Annotated in this window: 21 protein-coding genes and 2 pseudogenes; 14 read left to right on the plus strand and 9 right to left on the minus strand. The window is 71.4% G+C overall.

From position 1 onward, the window contains the following. Window positions 1-24 precede the first annotated feature (24 nt). Complete coding sequence (locus HNR19_RS07980) at window positions 25-507, plus strand: TM2 domain-containing protein (protein ID WP_179667417.1); 483 nt, start codon at window positions 25-27, stop codon at window positions 505-507. 16 nt (window positions 508-523) lie between these two features. Here the strand turns inward: HNR19_RS07980 and HNR19_RS07985 are convergent, their stop codons facing one another. From HNR19_RS07985 to HNR19_RS08000, 4 genes are all read right to left on the minus strand, one after another. Then, window positions 524-1366 (minus strand): DUF3097 family protein, encoded by an 843-nt coding sequence (locus tag HNR19_RS07985; protein WP_179667418.1) that lies wholly within the window; start codon window positions 1364-1366, stop codon window positions 524-526. A 62-nt stretch (window positions 1367-1428) separates the two neighbouring features. Continuing rightward, complete coding sequence (locus HNR19_RS07990; protein ID WP_179667419.1) at window positions 1429-1686, minus strand: hypothetical protein; 258 nt, start codon at window positions 1684-1686, stop codon at window positions 1429-1431. An 18-nt stretch (window positions 1687-1704) separates the two neighbouring features. After that, window positions 1705-2553, minus strand: a complete 849-nt coding sequence (locus HNR19_RS07995; RefSeq protein ID WP_179667420.1) for an MBL fold metallo-hydrolase — start codon at window positions 2551-2553, stop codon at window positions 1705-1707. A 24-nt stretch (window positions 2554-2577) separates the two neighbouring features. Beyond that, on the minus strand, window positions 2578-3333 hold the full coding sequence (locus tag HNR19_RS08000; protein WP_179667421.1) for a hypothetical protein: 756 nt from the start codon (window positions 3331-3333) through the stop codon (window positions 2578-2580). A 151-nt stretch (window positions 3334-3484) separates the two neighbouring features. On the opposite strand from HNR19_RS08000, the gene hrcA reads away from it, so the two are divergent. From hrcA to HNR19_RS08020, 4 genes are read left to right on the plus strand one after another with little or no spacing between them, the layout of a single operon-like run. Continuing rightward, window positions 3485-4504 (plus strand): heat-inducible transcriptional repressor HrcA, encoded by a 1020-nt coding sequence (gene hrcA, locus HNR19_RS08005; protein ID WP_179667422.1) that lies wholly within the window; start codon window positions 3485-3487, stop codon window positions 4502-4504. A gap of 6 nt (window positions 4505-4510) precedes the next feature. Continuing rightward, the gene (dnaJ, locus tag HNR19_RS08010) at window positions 4511-5680 is read left to right on the plus strand and encodes a molecular chaperone DnaJ (RefSeq protein ID WP_179667423.1); all 1170 of its coding nucleotides are present in this window, start codon (window positions 4511-4513) and stop codon (window positions 5678-5680) included. Between the two features lie 16 nt (window positions 5681-5696). Then, window positions 5697-6437 (plus strand): 16S rRNA (uracil(1498)-N(3))-methyltransferase, encoded by a 741-nt coding sequence (locus tag HNR19_RS08015; RefSeq protein WP_179667424.1) that lies wholly within the window; start codon window positions 5697-5699, stop codon window positions 6435-6437. A 12-nt stretch (window positions 6438-6449) separates the two neighbouring features. Then, window positions 6450-7034: a DinB family protein gene (locus HNR19_RS08020; RefSeq protein ID WP_179667425.1), complete on the plus strand. Its 585-nt coding sequence runs from the start codon at window positions 6450-6452 to the stop codon at window positions 7032-7034. On the opposite strand, the gene HNR19_RS08025 is transcribed toward HNR19_RS08020, so the two are convergent. Then, complete coding sequence (locus HNR19_RS08025) at window positions 7020-8066, minus strand: DNA glycosylase AlkZ-like family protein (protein ID WP_179667426.1); 1047 nt, start codon at window positions 8064-8066, stop codon at window positions 7020-7022. The two genes, HNR19_RS08020 and HNR19_RS08025, sit on opposite strands and share 15 nt — an antisense overlap. Before the next feature lie 153 nt (window positions 8067-8219). Here HNR19_RS08025 and HNR19_RS08030 point away from each other — a divergent pair, with 153 nt between their 5' ends. Next, on the plus strand, window positions 8220-8729 hold the full coding sequence (locus HNR19_RS08030; RefSeq protein ID WP_179667427.1) for an AAA family ATPase: 510 nt from the start codon (window positions 8220-8222) through the stop codon (window positions 8727-8729). A gap of 255 nt (window positions 8730-8984) precedes the next feature. Next, complete coding sequence (locus HNR19_RS08035; protein ID WP_218910184.1) at window positions 8985-9653, plus strand: type 1 glutamine amidotransferase domain-containing protein; 669 nt, start codon at window positions 8985-8987, stop codon at window positions 9651-9653. 292 nt (window positions 9654-9945) lie between these two features. Here the strand turns inward: HNR19_RS08035 and HNR19_RS22645 are convergent, their stop codons facing one another. Continuing rightward, complete coding sequence (locus tag HNR19_RS22645) at window positions 9946-10137, minus strand: hypothetical protein (RefSeq protein WP_179667428.1); 192 nt, start codon at window positions 10135-10137, stop codon at window positions 9946-9948. Here HNR19_RS22645 and HNR19_RS22650 point away from each other — a divergent pair. The 3 genes and pseudogenes from HNR19_RS22650 to HNR19_RS23750 form a co-directional block, all read left to right on the plus strand. Then, window positions 10100-10936: pseudogene (locus tag HNR19_RS22650) on the plus strand (DUF222 domain-containing protein); the annotation flags it as partial. The gene HNR19_RS22645 and the pseudogene HNR19_RS22650 sit on opposite strands and share 38 nt — an antisense overlap. Beyond that, window positions 10935-11216 (plus strand): annotated as a pseudogene (locus tag HNR19_RS23745) (helix-turn-helix transcriptional regulator); the annotation flags it as partial. The pseudogenes HNR19_RS22650 and HNR19_RS23745, both read left to right, overlap by 2 nt. Before the next feature lie 108 nt (window positions 11217-11324). Beyond that, window positions 11325-11615, plus strand: a complete 291-nt coding sequence (locus HNR19_RS23750) for a hypothetical protein (protein WP_218910900.1) — start codon at window positions 11325-11327, stop codon at window positions 11613-11615. Window positions 11616-11622: 7 nt separating this feature from the next. Here HNR19_RS23750 and HNR19_RS08055 read toward each other — a convergent pair whose 3' ends face one another. From HNR19_RS08055 to HNR19_RS08065, 3 genes are read right to left on the minus strand one after another with little or no spacing between them, the layout of a single operon-like run. Continuing rightward, window positions 11623-12564, minus strand: coding sequence for a Gmad2 immunoglobulin-like domain-containing protein (locus HNR19_RS08055; protein ID WP_179667430.1), 942 nt, complete (start codon window positions 12562-12564; stop codon window positions 11623-11625). 29 nt (window positions 12565-12593) lie between these two features. After that, window positions 12594-13664 carry a GerMN domain-containing protein gene (locus HNR19_RS08060; protein WP_179667431.1) on the minus strand — a complete coding sequence of 357 codons (1071 nt, stop codon included), beginning with the start codon at window positions 13662-13664 and terminating at the stop codon, window positions 12594-12596. Window position 13665: 1 nt separating this feature from the next. Beyond that, window positions 13666-14271 carry a SigE family RNA polymerase sigma factor gene (locus HNR19_RS08065; protein ID WP_343047104.1) on the minus strand — a complete coding sequence of 202 codons (606 nt, stop codon included), beginning with the start codon at window positions 14269-14271 and terminating at the stop codon, window positions 13666-13668. Window positions 14272-14338: 67 nt separating this feature from the next. On the opposite strand from HNR19_RS08065, the gene HNR19_RS08070 reads away from it, so the two are divergent. The 4 genes from HNR19_RS08070 (at window position 14339) to HNR19_RS08085 (ending at window position 17608) form a co-directional block, all read left to right on the plus strand. Then, complete coding sequence (locus tag HNR19_RS08070; protein WP_343047106.1) at window positions 14339-14686, plus strand: HIT domain-containing protein; 348 nt, start codon at window positions 14339-14341, stop codon at window positions 14684-14686. A gap of 109 nt (window positions 14687-14795) precedes the next feature. Further along, a complete protein-coding gene (locus HNR19_RS08075) occupies window positions 14796-15833 on the plus strand; it encodes a PhoH family protein (RefSeq protein WP_179667434.1) in 1038 nt (345 codons plus the stop codon). Continuing rightward, on the plus strand, window positions 15830-16288 hold the full coding sequence (gene ybeY, locus HNR19_RS08080; RefSeq protein WP_179667435.1) for an rRNA maturation RNase YbeY: 459 nt from the start codon (window positions 15830-15832) through the stop codon (window positions 16286-16288). The genes HNR19_RS08075 and ybeY overlap by 4 nt, the downstream gene beginning before the upstream one ends. A 15-nt stretch (window positions 16289-16303) precedes the next feature. After that, window positions 16304-17608, plus strand: coding sequence for a hemolysin family protein (locus HNR19_RS08085; protein WP_179667436.1), 1305 nt, complete (start codon window positions 16304-16306; stop codon window positions 17606-17608). Window positions 17609-17610: the final 2 nt, after the last annotated feature.

The raw sequence follows: 17610 nt of genomic DNA on the forward strand, positions 1-17610 counted from the left end.
CCCGCGAAGCCCTAGTCTTCTGCCATGACCGAGCCTGGCAGCAACGAGCCGCAGCCGCCGTACGGCGAGCAGCCCCCGCAGCCCTACGAGCCGCCGACGTACCAGCCGCCGACGTACGAGGCGCCGCAGGCTCCCCAGCCGCCGCAGGCCCCGCCCCCGCCGGGCTACGCCAACTACGGCGCTCAGCCGTCGCCCGGAGTGCCCTACGGCCAGCCCGGTCCGTACGGCGCGCCCATGGGCCAGCCGGGAGCGCCGTACGGCGTGCACCCGGTCACCGGCGTGCCCTACTCGGACAAGCAGAAACTGGTTGCCGGGCTGCTCCAGATCTTCCTGGGCGGGTTCGGCATCGGCCGCTTCTACATCGGCGACACCCAGACGGGCGTCCTCCAGATCATCGTCACGATCCTGACGTGCGGCATCGGCAGCCTCTGGGGCCTGATCGACGGCATCCTGATGCTGACCGGCGAGCCGACCGACTCCCAGGGCCGCCCGCTCCGCCCGAACTGACGGGTGGTCTGGCGGCTCAGTCGACGGTCACGAAGTCGATGAGCTCCTCGACCCGGCCCAGCAGGGCCGGCTCGAGGTCGTCGTAGGAGCGCACCTTCGACAGGATGTGCTGCCAGGCGCGGGCGATGTCGGCCTGGTCGCGGTGCGGCCAGCCGAGGTGCTGGCACACGCCCTTCTTCCACTCGATGCTGCGCGGGATGGTCGGCCAGGACTTCAGGCCGAGCCGGTCGGGCTTCACCGCCTGCCAGACGTCGACGTAGGGGTGGCCGACGATCTTGACGTGCTTGCCGTGGGGGCCGCGCACGATGGCGTCGGCGATCCGAGACTCCTTCGACCCACGCACGAGGTGGTCGACGAGCACGCCGACCTTGCGCTGCGGGCCGGGCTTGAACGAGACCAGGTGGTCGGCCAGGTCGTCGACGCCGCCGAGGTACTCGACCACGACGCCCTCGATCCGCAGGTCGTCGCCCCAGACCCGCTCGACCAGCTCGGCGTCGTGGCGACCCTCGACGAAGATCCGGCTCTGCCGGGCGACACGCGCCTTCGCGTCGTGGACGGCGATCGAGCCGCTGGCGGTGCGGGTCGGCTTCGCGGGGGCCTTGGTGCGCACCGGAGCGGTGAGGATGACCGGCTTGCCCTCGAGCAGGAAGCCGGGGCCCAGCGGGAACGTGCGCCGCTTGCCGCGGCGGTCCTCGAGGGTCAGCGTGTGCAGGTCGCGGTCGACGGCGACGATCTCGCCGCACCAGTCCGTGGTGACCTCCTCGACCACCGTCCCGAGGTCGGCGGGGGCCTCGACGGCACGCCCGCGCTTCGGCTGCTTCCAGTCCCCGGCGAGGACGTCGGTCCCGTAGCGATCCACGCAGGCATGTTACTGGTGTGACCCGTGGGACGGCGGCGCCCGCGCCGGTCGGGTGCTGCCGCTCAGCTCTCCTGCGGCTCGGCCGACTCCTCCGGCGGCGCGCCGTCGGCCCGCTCGTCGTCGGTGCCGCTGCCCTCGGCCGGCGCGTACGCCGCCTCGTCCTCGCTCTTCGCGTCGTCGCTCTCGTCGAGCAGGCCCTCGACGGTCTCCCCGTCGGGCAGGCCCTCGGCCAGGGGGTTGTCGTCGCTCGGGACGAGGTCGGCGGGCAATGCCTCGTCGGGTACGCCGACCTGCTTGCTCTCCTCGTTGCGCTCAGTCATGGCGGGTCGGTACCCGCCTCAGACCAGCGGTAGCCGCTTCTGGCTGCGGGGGAGCTGCGCGTAGCCCCGCCGTACGGCGTCCGCCAGCCGGTCGGCCGGGTAGGGCCACTCGCCGGCAGCGAGCGCCTCCTCCACCGGCACCCCCTGCTCGGCGAGGTCGCGGATCGTCTCGGCGACGACGCCGATGAGACCGCGCTGCTCCTCGACGAACCCGCGGTCGACCACGGCGCCGTGGCTGGGCACGACCACCGAGCCGGGGGAGAGCAGGCCGAGGACCAGGTCGAGCGTCAGGGGCCAGTCCATGGGGTGGCAGTCGTCGCCGTACGCGGGAGGCCCGGACTCCTCGACGAGGTCGCCGGCCAGCAGCACGTCGGCGTCGGAGGCCTTGGCGACCAGGTCGCCGGCGGTGTGTCCGCGGCCCGGGTGCAGGAGCTCGAGGTAGCGGTCGCCGAGGTCGATGACCGCCGCGGAGGAGAACGTCCGGTCGGCCGGCACGATCTCGGTCGCCCGGATGTCGGGCACCCGCGGGTCGTCGTACGCCTCGGACTTGGCCTTCCACGCCTCGCCGCTGGGAACGGTACGCCGCGCCGCCTCCTCGGTCGCGTGGATCGGCAGGTCGCCGCCGTACTCCTGCCGGAACGCGCCGTTGCCGAAGGTGTGGTCGAAGTGCTCGTGGGTGTTGACGACCGCGACCACCTCGCCGACGCCGAGGGCACGGACGTCGTCGATCACTCCTTGTGCCAGCGGCAGGGACGCGTAGGTGTCGACGACGACGAGCCCCCGCTCGCCGCCGACCAGGCCGACGTTGAGGTCGATGAACTCGTAGTGGGCGACCCAGACGCGGTCGGCGATCTCCGTGAACGTCACCCGGTCAGGCTAGGGGAGGAGCGGTCAGCAGAGCCCCGCGTGGAGCTCGCTGCGCAGCAGCTCGCCGAGCTCGCGGCTCGTGGTGGCCGCGCGCGGGAAGACGAGCTCGCGGCTGTGCGCGCCGGAGAGGTCGACCCAGCGCACGTCGACCCGCTCGGGCCGCAGGTCGGCGAGCTGCACGCCCACGATCTCGCTGACCCTGGTGCCGCTGGTGGTCGCGACCGCGCGGCGCAGCTCGTCCTGGTGGCAGCGGTTGGCGTGCTCGGCCGAGCGCTGGAGGAAGCCGCGGTTGAGCTGGTGGGCCGGCGAGCAGAACTCGCCGAGCGGCACCCGCAGCTGCAGGTCGCTGCCCTGCGACGGCCGGGCGACCATGACGTACGACGGCTGCAGGGTGACCGTGGCGCGCACGTCGTCGCAGCACTCGCACTGCTCGGTGCCGGTGGCCTCGAGCCGGCCCGCGATCGTGAGCTGGGCGTCGCGCTCGCGGGAGCCCGGGGCCCCGACCCCGCTGGTCAGCGTGAGCAGCGCACCCCGGCGCTCGACGGCGGCCAGGGCGAGGGCGGAGTCGGGTGGGCACGAGAAGACCGGGTGACCGTCGACGTCGACCATGCCGAGGGGCGCGGCGTCGTCGGTGCTCTGGCGGCCGGCCGGGTCGAGGCCGGCCATGATGTCGTCGACGCCGTCGACGACGAGCTGCACCTCGTCGGGGCAGGCCAGGATGCTGCGGGCCGCCGCGGCCAGGGGAGCGGTGTCGGTCCGGCCGCGGTGGGTCATCCTCATAAGGTAAGCCTAACCTAGCCAGGCCGTGGGTTGGCAAGGTCCGGCCCGGGGAATCCACCACACTCGATCGCCGACGCTAGGATTGGCACTCAGCAAAGTGGAGTGCCAACAGGCGTCCGTCAGGGCGTCCGGCCCTGTCCGGGGAGGTGGGATGCAGGAGGACCGCAGGCTCGCCGTGCTGCGCGCGATCGTCGAGGACTACGTCGCCACCGAGGAGCCGGTCGGCTCGAAGGCGCTCGTCGAGCGACACGGCCTCAACGTCTCGCCGGCGACGATCCGCAACGACATGGCCGCGCTCGAGGAGGAGGGCTACCTCGCCCAGCCGCACACGAGCGCCGGGCGGGTGCCGACCGACAAGGGCTACCGGCTGTTCGTCGACCGGCTCTCGACGGTCAAGCCGATGACCACCGCCGAGCGGCGGGCGATCGCCACCTTCCTCGACGGCGCGGTCGACCTCGACGACGTCGTGCACCGCTCGGTGCGGGTGCTCTCGCAGCTGACCCGCCAAGTGGCGGTCGTGCAGTACCCGACACTGTCGCGCTCCACCGTGCGCCACATCGAGATCGTGGCGCTCACCCCGAGCAGGCTCCTGGTCGTGCTGATCCTCAGCACCGGCCGGGTCGAGCAGCGCCTCGTCGAGCTCGACGCCGACATCAACGACGACGACCTCGCCCAGCTGCGCACCCGGGTCAACCTGGCCGCGACCGGCGAGCAGATCTCCACAGCGGTCGGAGCCCTCGAGGCGCTCGTCGCCGGCGAGGAGCCCGCTCCGCCCACGACGGTCGCGGTGGTCGAGACGCTGGTCGAGGCGATGAGCGACCACCGCTCCGACGAGCGCATCGCCGTCGGCGGCACCGCCAACCTCGCGCGGTTCGGCGACAGCTTCGACACCGCTGTGCGTCCGCTGCTCGAGGCGCTCGAGGAGCAGGTCGTGCTCCTCAAGCTGCTCGGAGAGGCGACCAGCGGTGGCGCGGTGACCGTGCGCATCGGCGCGGAGGGCCCCTACGAGGAGCTCTCCTCGACCAGCGTCGTCGCCACCGGCTACGGCCCCGACGACGCGCTCGCGTCGCTCGGGATCGTCGGCCCCACCCGGATGGACTACCCCAGCACGATGGCGGCGGTGCGCGCGGTGGCGCGCTACGTGTCGCGCATCCTCGACGAAGGCAACTAGGAACCAGTGAACCCCGACCTCTACGAGCTCCTCGGTGTCGCCCGCGACGCGGACGGCGACACCATCAAGAAGGCCTACCGCAAGCTCGCCCGCCAGCTGCACCCCGACGTCAACCCCGACCCGGAGAGCCAGGAGCGGTTCAAGCAGGTGTCGGCGGCCTACGAGGTGCTCTCCGACCCGCAGAAGCGCGCGGCCTACGACCGCGGCGGCGACCCGTTCGGCCAGGGCGGCTTCGGCGGCCAGGGTGCGGGCTTCTCGTTCACCGACATCATGGATGCGTTCTTCGGCGGCGCCGCCGGCGGCGGTCAGTCCCGCGGCCCGCGGCCGCGCACGCGCCGCGGCCAGGACGCGCTCATCCGGCTCGAGGTCGACCTCGCGGAGGCGGCGTTCGGCGTCGCGCGCGAGCTCAAGGTCGACACCGCGGTCCACTGCTCGGCGTGCGGCGGCGAGGGCTCGGCCCCCGGCACCCACCCGGTCACCTGCGAGACCTGCCACGGCGCGGGCGAGGTGGCCCACGTGCAGCGCTCGTTCCTCGGCGAGATCCGCACGCTGCGCCCCTGCCCGACCTGCCGCGGCTTCGGGTCCGTCATCAAGGACCCCTGCCGCGAGTGCGCCGGCGAGGGACGGGTGCGCTCGCGCCGTACCCTCACCGTCAAGATCCCGGCCGGCGTCGACACCGGCACCCGCGTCCAGCTCGGCGAGCAGGGCGAGGTCGGCCCGGGTGGTGGCCCGCCGGGCGACCTCTACGTCGAGATCCAGGTCGCTCCGCACCCGACGTTCACCCGCCACGGCAACGACCTGCACTGCACGGTCGCGGTGCCGATGACCGCCGCGGCACTGGGCACGACCCTGGAGCTGCCCACGCTGGAGGCCGACCTCGAGCCGGCGGAGGGATCGGGCGTGGAGACGACCTTCGAGCTGCCGATCGCGCCGGGCACGCAGTCCGGCCACGAGACGGTGCTGCGCGGTCGCGGGGTCCCCGGACTGCGCGGCGGGCGGGGCGACCTCGTCGTCACGGTCCAGGTCGAGACGCCGACCCGCCTCGACGCCCGGCAGGAGGAGCTGCTGAAGGAGCTCGCCGCCATCCGCGGCGAGGAGGCGCCGACCGGCAACGTGAAGCCGGCGCGCAAGTCCGCGTTCGGCCGGCTCCGCGACGCGTTCACCGCGCCGCACTGAGCCCGCACCGAGAGCAGTGACCCTCCCGCAGCACCTCGTCCCGTCGCTCGACGGCGTCGTCGTCGGCGCGACGGTGGGCGTCGACGGCGACGAGGCGCACCACGCGGTCGCCGTACGGCGCCTTCGCGTGGGGGAGCCGGTCACGCTCGCCGACGGCGTCGGCCGGGTCGTGACCGGCCGGGTGTCGTCGACCGGCAAGCGGGTCTTCGAAATCGAGGTCGTCGACGTCATCGACGTGCCCGAGCCGGTGCCGTCGCTGACCGTCGTCCAGGCGCTGCCCAAGGGCGATCGCGGTGAGCTCGCCGTGGAGGTGCTCACCGAGATCGGCGTCGCCCGCCTGGTGCCCTGGGCCGCGTCACGCAGCGTCGCCGTCTGGAAGGGCGAGCGCGCCGTGAAGTCGCACGCCAAGTGGCAGTCGACCGCGCGCGAGGCCGCCAAGCAGGCCCGGCGCGCCTGGCACCCGGTCGTCGACCCGCTGGCGTCGACGACCGACGTGGCCGGCGTGGTCGCTGCGGCCGACCTCGCCGTGGTGCTGCACGAGGACGCCGTCGAGCCGTTGGCCGCGCTGGCAGTGCCCGACCTGGGCGAGATCGTGCTCGTCGTCGGGCCCGAGGGCGGGCTCAGCGACGACGAGGTCGCGATCCTCGAGAGGGCGGGCGCCGTGACCGCTCGGCTCGGCGCGGAGGTGCTGCGGACGTCCACCGCGGGCGTCGCGGCCGCCGCCGCAATCCTGTCGCGCACGCGGCGCTGGGCGTGATCTCCTCGGGGCATGGATCCCAAGGAGACGCTGGCCCGCTACCTCCGCGGCCGCCGCAGTGACCTGCTGTCGAAGCTCGACGGGCTGGGGGACTACGACGTCCGCCGGCCCATGACGACGACCGGCACCAACCTGCTGGGTCTCGTCAAGCACGTCGCGAGCGTGGAGCTCGGCTACTTCACCGAGGTCTTCGGCCGCCCGATGGGGCGTGAGCTGCCGTGGCTCGACGACGGGGCGGAGCCCGACGCGGACTTCTGGGCGACACCGGACGAGTCCATCGACGACATCGTCGAGCTGCACCGCTTCTCGGCCGAGCAGACGGAGGCGACGATCGCGGCACTCGACCTCGACTCGCCCGGCGTCGTGCCGTGGTGGGCCGAGGAGCGGCGCGACGTCACGCTGCACCAGATCCTGGTCCACATGTGCTCCGAGACCGCCCGGCACGCCGGCCACGCGGACATCCTGCGGGAGCTCATCGACGGCGAGGTGGGAGTCCGCCCGGGCGACAGCATGGTCTCCCACCGCGACGCTGCCGGCTGGGCCGCCCACCGGGAGCGGCTCGACGCGGTCGCGCGCCGGTTCCTACCGAGCGAGTAGCTCCTCGACGCGGGCGACCTCCTCGTCGAGGCCGGCCCGCTCGGACCTCGTGAGGTCGCGGTGGAGCCGGTCGATTTCGACCTTGTCGTCGACGATGCGCCAGATGCCGGCGAGCCAGCCGTTGACGAAGATCGTGTTGCCGATGCCGCCGTTGGTGCCCATCCACGACTTGCGCGCCTCGGGTGTCGTCACCCGGTCGCGGTTCTGGTGGGACAGCCACACGTTGTCGTAGGCGCCCAGCAGCCGCACCGGGGCCGGCGTGTCCTCGTCGGCGACGGGCGCGCCGGCGACGTCGTAGAGCAGCCGGCCGTCCTCGTCCTCGTGCTGCTCGAGGTCGTCCATCGCCTTCAGCACCGGCCCCAGGCGGGTGATGCTCGTCCAGGCCGTGACGTCGGCCGCGGTCGCGGGACCGAACGCCCGCAGGTAGCGACGGACGACGGCGGGCACGTCGGGCTCGGCGAGCTCCCCATCGAGCCAGCTGTCGGCGTACGCATAGGTGACGCCGCCGGGATGCTTCCAGCAACCGCGCGGTGGCACCTGCACCAGCACCTCCGTGACCCGAGCAAGCTGGCCCAGCTGGGACGGCGTGTGGTCGGGGTACCGCTCGGCCAGCGACGCACCCAGCTGCCGGACCGGCACCTCGTCGTCGCCGATCACCTCGCGCACGGCTTCACGGAACGCGGCGCGGTCGAGCTCGCGGGCGTCACCGATCGACTGGCTCACCTTGATCTCGCGCTCGCGCACCGGCGCGGCCCAGACGGGCAGGGTCAGCGCGTCACCGGGCGTGTGCAGGTGGATGGTGTCGCGCAGGCTGAGCACCCGGACCAGGCTGCGGTCCTCGAGAGCGCGGCTGACGTCGTACGGATCGAAGTCGGTCAGGCGTGCCGCCAGCGAGAGGTACGGCGGCATCGGCTCCTGCGCCTGGAGGCCGACCAGGTGATCGCAGATCGAGATCGGGTCGGAGGGCACGCGCTCGAGGAGGTGCTGGCGCAGGAGGAGAGTCCGGTTGAGACGCTGGCGGGTGAAGCGCACGAGGGAACGCTAGCCGGGGGTGCCGACTGAGGCGCGCTGACTGGTGTCTCGGAGACTGCAAGCCAACCCACGTGCATCGATTGGCAAGAGACATGAACACGGCATGAGCGGGCGCGCGTTGCTCCGCTCCGCGCAGAATGCCAGGCTGCCGGAGTGGGACGCCGCAATTACTTGATCGAAGGTGTCTCAGGCACGGGGAAGACATCGGTCTGCGCTGAGTTGGCTCGCCGCGGACACCACGCTGTCCATGGGGACAGAGAGCTGGCTTACCAGGGCGACCCGGTGACCGGCGTTCCCACCGAAGGCATCGGCCACCTCCACCACATCTGGAACGTCGCACGGGTCCGGGAGCTCGTTGCAGATCGACGAGCTCCGGCCACCTTCTTCTGCGGAGGGTCGCGGAACTTCGCCGCCTTCATCGATCTCTTCGACGAGGTGTTCGTCCTTCACGTGGATATCGACACGCTTCGCGAACGCCTTGATCAGCGACCGGAGGACGAATGGGGGGCGAGGCCGGAGGAACGGGCGCTCGTCCTGAGGCTGCACGCAACACAAGAGGACGTGCCGACGACCGGAGTCGTCATCGACGCGACGCAGCCACTCGACGACGTTGTCGACGACATCCTGCGCCACGTCGCCCTCGACGGCACGTCTCAACCGTGAATGCGAGTCGCTCGCACAGCCACGGCCGAGATCGTCGCGGCATGCTCTGGCAGCGCCCCGACAGCGGCAGAAGCGGGCAGCGTCAGTCTGATTCATGCCGAAGTTGAGTGCTCTTGCTGCAGACGGCATCCCGCAGAGCCCCGCTACCGTTCGATGTGTGCAGTGCTTGCATTGAGCAAGCCTTGCTCCAGCAAGCGCGTGCCGTACCTGCGAGGCAGCTACTACGCCGCATCACTCGACAGAAGGAAGCCGTGCATGCCCAAGCGCATCCTCCACGTCGTCACCAACGTCGGCCACTACGACGACCCTGAGCACCCCACCGGCCTCTGGCTCTCGGAATTGACCCACGCCTGGCACGTCTTCGACGAGGCGGGCTACGAGCAGAACATCGTCAGCCCCTCGGGTGGCAAGTCCCCACTCGAGCCCCGTGCGCTGAAGTTCCCCCTCCTCGACAAGACGGCGAAGGCATGGCTCAACGACCCGGCGAAGATGGCACTCCTCGAACACACCAAGAGTCCCGACGAGATCAGCTCCGCTGACTACGACGCCATCTACTTCACCGGCGGTCACGGCGTCATGTTCGACTTCACCGACAATGAGGGCCTCCAGCGCATCACTCGCGAGATGTACGAGCGGGGTGCGGTTGTGTCCTCTGTCTGCCACGGCTATTGCGGCATCCTCAACACCACGCTGTCCGACGGCACCTACCTCATCGCAGGCAAGAAGATGACCGGCTTCGCCTGGCGCGAGGAGGAACTGGCCAAGGTCGACGAACTGGTCCCGTACAACGCCGAGAAGGTCGCACGCGAGCGCGGTGGCCTCTACGAGAAGGCCCGGCTTCTTTCGTTCCGTACGCCGTCGTCGACGGCAACCTGGTCACCGGCCAGAACCCGTCGTCTGCCAAGAAGACCGCGAAGGCCGTGATCGAAGCCCTCGCCTGACCTCGACACCCACCGGGTGTCCGTTCCGCGGCCAGGTGCGGGCAGTCGCGACACCTGTGGGAAGACGAGAACTTCACGCGCATTCGCTTGCGTGTTCGATCGAACACGTGTACGATGGACCGTAGGTCCAGACACCGATACCCCTCGCGGGTTGGAAGCAGCAGGACCAGTTCCACCACATGGCAGGCCCCCGGACCGCGAGTTCCGGATTCAGGGTCGTTGGCCCCGGCAAGGGCCCCCGCGTGGAGCGGCACTCGAGGTAATCGACTGCACGCTCACGAAGGGAGGCCTCCGATGACGACCAGCACCACCGGCACTGCACCGGCGGTTCCGGTCGTGGGCGACCCGGTGCCGGACCATCCGGTGCTGGCTGCCTTGGCGGCGGTGGATGCGGCGTTGGCGTCGGTGCGGGAGACCCAGCCGACCTTCATGACCACGAAGCAGAAGAAGCAAGCCCTGCTCGCCACGCACAGGATCCGCGCCCAGTTCGCCGAACTGGAGGCCCGCCTCCTCGCTAGTTCGTCGGACGTGGCGGAGGCCGACGGCGCGAGCGACGTCGCGTCGTGGTTGACCCACCACACCCAGTGCGACCTGCGCGGCACCAAGCGGGACCTCAAGCTCGCCCAAGCCCTCGATGCCCGCTACCCGAAGGTCGCCAAAGCCATGGCCGACGGTGTCCTATCGGTCGAGCATGCCCGCGTGATCGTCGCGGTCTTGGATGCGTTGCCGGCGGTGGTCTCCCTCGAGATCCGCGACAAGGCCGAGGCCGAGCTCATCAACCGATCGACGGAGTTCACCCCCGATGAGGTACGCAGGCTGGGGCGGCGGATCCTGGAGGTCGTGGCCCCGGAGATCTTCGAGGACGCCGAGGCCAAGAAGCTGCTCGAGGAAGAACAGTCCGCGCGCAAGCGGATGCGGCTGTTCTTCAAGAACACCGGCGACGGCACCACCAGGCTCACCGGACTCCTGCCCACCAGCGAGGCCGAACGCCTCAAGACCTACCTCCACGCCTACACCAGCCCCCGCCACGCCAACGGTGAGTACGGCGAGGCCGACACCATCCCCTACTCCCGCAAGCTCGCCGGCGCGTTCTGCGCCCTGCTCGAGCACCTCGACCCCCACCGCCTCCCCCTGCACGGTGGGGACGCGACTACGCTGATGGTCACCCTCACCCTCGAGGACCTCACCAAGGACCTCGCCACCGCGGGGCTGCTCGGCGACAAGGACGACATCTCGGCTTCCGAGGCCCGCCGGTTGGCGTGCCATGGAGGAGACATCGTTGCGGGCGCTCACCAAGGTCGAGAGCCTGCTGCCGCACCGACTTCGCAGGCGGGTGGCGACGCTGCACGCGAGCGTCTCGTCCGTGCCGTCGCGCTCCGACCCGGACCTGGTCGACCCGGAACACTTGGGCGTGCTCGCGGCCGCGTGCCGCGACCACGAGCTCGCCCGCTTCGACTACCGCGCCGGCGGGGGCAGCGACACTCGTCGCCTGGTCGAGCCGCACCGACTGGTCACCGCCGGTCGCCGCTGGTACCTCCTCGCGTGGGACCGGGATCGCGACGACTGGCGCACGTTCCGGCTCGACCGGCTCGCGCGCCTACGGATGGGCGGAGGCCGCTTCGAGCCTCGCGAGATCCCGGGTGGCGACGCGACGGTGTACGTCGCACGCGCCATCGGCTCGGTTCCCCGTGAACGGAGCGCGACTCTCGCCCTCGGCTCGGAGCCCGACGACCTCGCCGACGTACTCCGGTGGGTTGACCACGACGTCGTCGAGACCGCGAGCGGGACGACCGTGGTGTGCATCCGCGGCGAGGATGTCGGGCGGCTGGCCATGGCGGTCGCCCGGATCGCTCTCATCACATCAGTTCGCGTGATCGAGCCCGACGACCTCGCGCATGCCGTCCAGCGGCTCGGCGCCCACCTCACGCGCGACGATCAGCAGTGAGGGCGACCTACTCGACCACGATCGTCTTCGTGTCCTCGGTCGGGCCGCCGCCCTCGCCGCCGGACGGGTCGTCGGTCATCGCGACGAACGTGTACTCACCGGGCTCGAGCGAGCTGACGTCGACCTTCGCGGTCCACGGGTAGAGCCGCTCGATCCAGCCCTCGGCCGTGGTGAAGCCGTCGACGACCACCGCCCCCGAGGCGTCGCGCACCTCCCAGGGCACCGTCGCCTCGAAGGAGCTGGCCAGGCCCTCGGCGGTGAACGAGCCGCTGACGGTCTCGTCCTCCACCGGAGACAGGACGTTGACCAGGCCGCGTACGTCGAGCTCGGGTGCGGCCTGCACGCCGCTCGGGACGCCGAGGTAGGGCTCGGGGTCGTGCCCGACGTGGAACGTGAACGGCCGGTCGCGGTCGCCGTCCGTCACCGACAGCACCGTGTAGACGAGCTGCTGCACGGCCAGCCGTGCCTGCGCCTTCGTCATGTCGGCAGGCCGCTCGGTGAAGTCGCCGATGTCGATCACGTAGCCGCCGTTGTCCTCGTTGACCTGCGGCGCGACGCTGCCGTCGGGCACCAGCGACCGGTAGTCGGGGTCCTTGGCGCCGCCACTGGTGAGCAGGTTGATCGCGCCCTTGACCGGGTCACCCGCTTCGACCGCGTGCTGCTCCGCGAACAACCGCGGACCACGCGGGGTGTCGCCGACGAAGAAGACCTCGACCGACACGGTCTCCTCCGGGATCTCGGTGTCCTCGGTCGCCGAGCTCGACCCAGTGCTGGCTGCGTCTGTCGGCTCGCTCGCGTCGGACGTCTCGCTAGCCGGAGTGCTCGCAGGGTCGTCGGCGTCGGTCGGCTCGTCGTCGGCGCAGCCGGCGAGGAGGGCGAGGGCCAGCAGGGCGCCGCTCACGACCGCGGTCGTACGGCGGCCGCGCCGCGCGGGGTGGGGAAGGTGCATGATCCGATCCTCTCGTCGGGCCGGGGCGCTCAGCGGATGACGAAGGTGCGCGTGTCGCGGTAGAAGGCGGGAGAGTCGCTGGCCTGGCCCGTGCTGGTGACCTCAGCCGTCAGCAGGTACTCGCCGGGCGGCAGGCCGCGGAGGCTGATCCGCGCGCGCCAGCCCGGCCCTTCCTTTCCCTCCACGCCGGCGCCGGCAACGCCACCGAAGGCGGCACCCCCGATCCCGCCCCCGTCGGACTCGTCGGTGGAGACGAGCTGCTCCACCGACCAGGAGACCTCGCGCGGCGCCTCGATGGTCGTCCCGCCCGCGTAGAGCCAGTCACCCTTGACGACCTTGCCCTCGACCGGGTCGCTGATGTTCACGGGGCTGAGCACGTCGTACTGACGGTCGCGCTCGACCAGCTCCTCGACCTCGACGCCGAGCACCTCGTCGGCCGGCGCGTCGTCGACCACGAACGCGACCGGGAGCGAGCGGCGGATCGCGGCGTCGGCGGTGTAGACGACCTGCTGGATCCCCAGCCACGCCTCCCGCTCGCTGATGCCCGCGGGTCGGTCGGTGGCGGCCGCGGAGAGCTCGACCGTGATCCGGTCGTCGGTGATCTCCGCACCCGAGAACGACCCTTCCGGCCACAACGTGCTGTAGTCGGGGTCCTCCGGACCGCCGCCGGCGGGGTCGACCTCGCCGAGCGACTGCTCGACCGCGTCGGACCCCGTGACCGCCGGCAGCGAGTGGAACTCGCGGAAAAGGCGGGGACCGGTGGGCGTGTCGCCGACGAAGTAGGCGGCCGACGCCACCACGAGCTGGTAGTCGTGTGACGGAGACGCGGCGGGGCCGGACGGCTCCTCGTTGCCGAGCTGGCCCAGCAGGACGACACCGCCGACCACCGCAGCGGTCGCCACCCCGGCTCCCGCGACCACGGGGAGCCAGCGCCGGGAGCCGCGCGCTCGCCGGCGGGTACGGCGCCGGATCTCGCCGAGCCGGTCGGCGGGACGGACGTCGGCGACCGCGTCGCCGAGCAGGCGGCGGAGCGCCTCGTCGGTGCCGGTGCTGGGGCCGTCGTCGTCGAAGGCGTCGGAGTCGGTGGGACGCGGGGTCATCTCACCCTCCTCTCACGTCGGGGCCGAGGCGGTCGAGGATCGGGCGGAGCGCCGCCGCGCCGCGGGAGGCGTGGCTCTTCACCGCGCCCCTGCTGACGCCGAGCGTCTCGGCGATCTCGGCCTCGGACATGTCCAGGTAGTAGCGCAGCGCCAGCACCTCCCGCTGACGGCGCGGCAGCTGCCGGAGGGCGTCGAGCACCAGCTGCCGGCGGGCGTCGCCCAGCACGGACTCGTCGGACCCCGGGGCGTCGGCGGGAGCGCTCTGGCGGGAGAGGTAGCGCTGCACCACCGCCCGGTGCCGGAGCGCCGAGCGCGACCGGTTCACGATCGCCTGGCGCAGGTAGGCGAGCGCGCGCTCGGGGTCGTTGAGCCGGTCCCAGCGCTGGTGCACGGCGACGTACGCGTCCTGCACGATCTCCTCGGCGACACCCTGGTCGCGCACGAGCAGCACGGAGAGCCGCACCATCCGGTCCCAGTGGGCGAGGTACAGCTGCTCGATGCCCTCGTCGGCATCGAGGAGGGCGTCACCCGCGCGCGGCCGGTCGGTCACGGCGCGCGCCGCCGACACGGTGCCGGCGAGGCTGGGAAGCGCTGCATAGGAGGTCACGGTAGTTGCACGCGCGGCGCGGCCCGGGGGTTGACCGGCACGAGTCGCGAACGGGCAGAGTATGCGCGTGACCTCACCGACAGCTGACTGCCTGTTCTGCAAGATCGTCGCCGGCGACATCCCGGGCGACATCGTCCACCAGACCGAGCAGACGGTGGCCTTCCGCGACATCAACCCGAAGGCGCCGCTCCACGTGCTCGTGGTGCCGCGCACGCACTATGCCAACGCGGCCGAGCTGGCCTCCGCCGACCCCACGACGTCGGCCGCGCTGGTCACCGCCGCGGCCGAGGTGGCCGCCGCCGAGGGCTACGACGCCTACAACCTCGTCTACAACACCGGCGCCGCCGCGGGGCAGACCGTGTTCCACGCCCACCTGCACGTGCTCGCGGGCGCGAGCCTCGGTCTGGCCGGCTGACCTCCAGGCGCGGCGCCGCCGCCATAACCGGGTCGGCGGCCGACCGGATTCGGCGTACCATGGCAAGGCCACATCGCCAGCCGAGAAAGGGCGCCCCTCCCGGGGCCACATGACCGACCAGACACGACCGGAACAGACCCACAGGGATCGCACGCAGACCCGGCACACCGTGGTGGTCCCCAACAGCATCGACATGGTCAGCCTGCTCGGTCCCGGCGACGAACACCTGGGCCTGATCGAGCGCGGCTTCGACGCCGAGATCCACGTGCGCGGCAACCGGATCACGCTGCACGGCGACCCGGGCGAGGTCGCCCTCGCCGAGCGGCTCATCGACGAGCTGGTGGCGATCATCCGCACCGGGCAGGGCGTCACCACCGAGACCGTGGAGCGGGTGGCGTCGATGCTGCGCGCCGAGACCACCGAGCGCCCCGCCGACGTGCTCTCGCTCAACATCCTCAGCAACCGCGGTCGCTCGATCCGCCCGAAGACGCTGAACCAGAAGCGCTACGTCGACGCCATCGACAAGCACACGATCACGTTCGGCATCGGCCCGGCCGGCACAGGCAAGACCTACCTCGCGATGGCGAAGGCGGTGCAGGCGCTCCAGGCCAAGCAGGTCAACCGGATCATCCTGACCCGGCCCGCGGTCGAGGCGGGGGAGCGGCTCGGCTACCTCCCCGGCACGCTCAGCGAGAAGATCGACCCCTACCTGCGACCGCTCTACGACGCGCTGCACGACATGATGGACCCGGAGGCGATCCCGAAGCTGATGGCCGCCGGCACCATCGAGGTGGCGCCGCTGGCCTACATGCGCGGTCGCACGCTCAACGACTCCTTCATCATCCTCGACGAGGCGCAGAACACGACGCCGGAGCAGATGAAGATGTTCCTCACCCGTCTCGGCTTCGGCTCCAAGATCGTGGTCACCGGCGACGTCACCCAGGTCGACCTGCCGACCGGCACCAAGTCCGGCCTCCGGATCGTCGAGGGCATCCTCGACGGCATCGACGACCTCACGTTCCAGCGGCTCACCAGCCACGACGTCGTGCGCCACAAGCTGGTCGGCCGGATCGTCGCGGCGTACGACGAGTTCGACTCGCGTGGCGAGCAGACGACGGCCGGTCGACCCGGCCGGGTGACCACGTGAGCATCGAGGTCCTCGACGAGTCCGGCTTCGGCGTCGACGTCAAGCACCTCGCCAAGCTGAGCCGGTTCGTCATGGACCGGATGCGCGTGCACCCGCTGGCCGAGCTCTGCATCAAGGCCGTCGACGAGGACACCATCGCGCAGCTCAACGAGCAGTGGATGGAGAAGGAGGGCCCGACCGACGTGCTCGCCTTCCCGATGGACGAGCTGCGGCCCGGTCTCGTCGACGAGGACCCCGAGGAGGGGGTGCTCGGCGACCTGGTGCTCTGCCCGGTTGTCGCCGAGCGGCAGGGCGAGACCGCCGGTCACGGCACCCTCGCCGAGCTCGAGCTGCTCACCACCCACGGGATCCTCCACCTCCTCGGCTACGACCACGCCGAGCCGGAGGAGCACAAGGAGATGTTCGGCCTCCAGGACGAGCTCCTCGCGGCCTGGCGCGCTCCGTCCGCCGGCTGAGGCCGCGAACCCGCGATGAACCCTGCTGATGTCTGGCAGCTCCTGACCGCAGCCCTGCTCGTCGTCCTGGCGGGTCTGTTCACCGCCGCCGACGCCGCCGTGGGCTCCTTCTCCAAGGCCCGCGCGCAGGAGCTGGTCGGGGAGTCCCGGGCCGGGGCCCAGCGCCTGGTCGCGGTGCTCGACGACGCGCCCCGGCACCTCAACACGGCGCTATTGCTCCGGCTCCTGTGCGAGACCACCGCGATCGTGCTCGTCACCCTGCTGATCGCCGAGCACTACGACGGCTCGTGGTGGGCGCAGGTCGCGTTCGCCGTCGGCTCCATGCTGGTCGTGTCGTTCGTCGTGGTGGGCGTCGCGCCGCGCACGCTCGGCCGCCAGCACGACGAGACCGTGGCCCTCTGGTCGGCGTGGCCGCTCGCCGCGCTCACGACCGTCCTCGGCCCGATCCCGTCGCTGCTGATCCTCGTCGGCAACGCGATCACGCCGGGCCGGGGATTCCGGCACGGCCCGTTCTCGACGGAGACCGAGCTGCGCGAGATGGTCGACATCGCGGAGGCCTCGGCGCTGATCGAGGAGGACGAGCGCAAGATGATCCACTCGGTCTTCGAGCTCGGCGACACGACCGTGCGCGAGGTGATGGTCCCGCGCGGCGACGTGGTCTACATCGAGTCGCACAAGAACCTCCGGCAGACGATGTCGCTCTTCCTGCGCTCGGGCTTCTCGCGGTTGCCGGTCGTCGGTGAGAACCTCGACGACGTGCGCGGCTTCGCCTACCTCAAGGACGTCGTCCGCCGCGACTTCGAGGCGCCCGAGGTCGAGTTCACCCAGCCGGTCGAGGAGATCATGCGTCCGGTCGTCTGGGTGCCCGACTCCAAGCCGGTCGACGCCCAGCTCCGCGAGATGCAGGCGCGGCGCCAGCACATCGCCGTGGTCGTCGACGAGTACGGCGGCACCGCCGGCCTGATCACGATCGAGGACCTCCTCGAGGAGATCGTCGGCGAGATCACCGACGAGTACGACGAGGCGGAGATCGAGGTCGAGAACCTCGACGACGGGCAGGTCCGGGTGTCGTCCCGCTACCCGATCGACGACCTCGACGAGCTGTTCGGGTTCGACGTCGACGACGAGGACGTCGACTCGGTGGGCGGCCTGATGGCCAAGCACCTCGGCAAGGTCCCGATCCCCGGCTCCGTCGTGGAGGCTCACGGCCTCCGCTTCGAGGCCGAGCAGGCGACCGGGCGCCGCAACCAGATCGCGACCGTGCTCATCCGCCAGGTCGTCCCGGAGCCGGCCGACGCCGGCGACGTACCGCGGGACTGACC

This window comes from Nocardioides thalensis, assembly GCF_013410655.1.
Taxonomy (GTDB): Bacteria; Actinomycetota; Actinomycetes; order Propionibacteriales; family Nocardioidaceae; genus Nocardioides; species Nocardioides thalensis.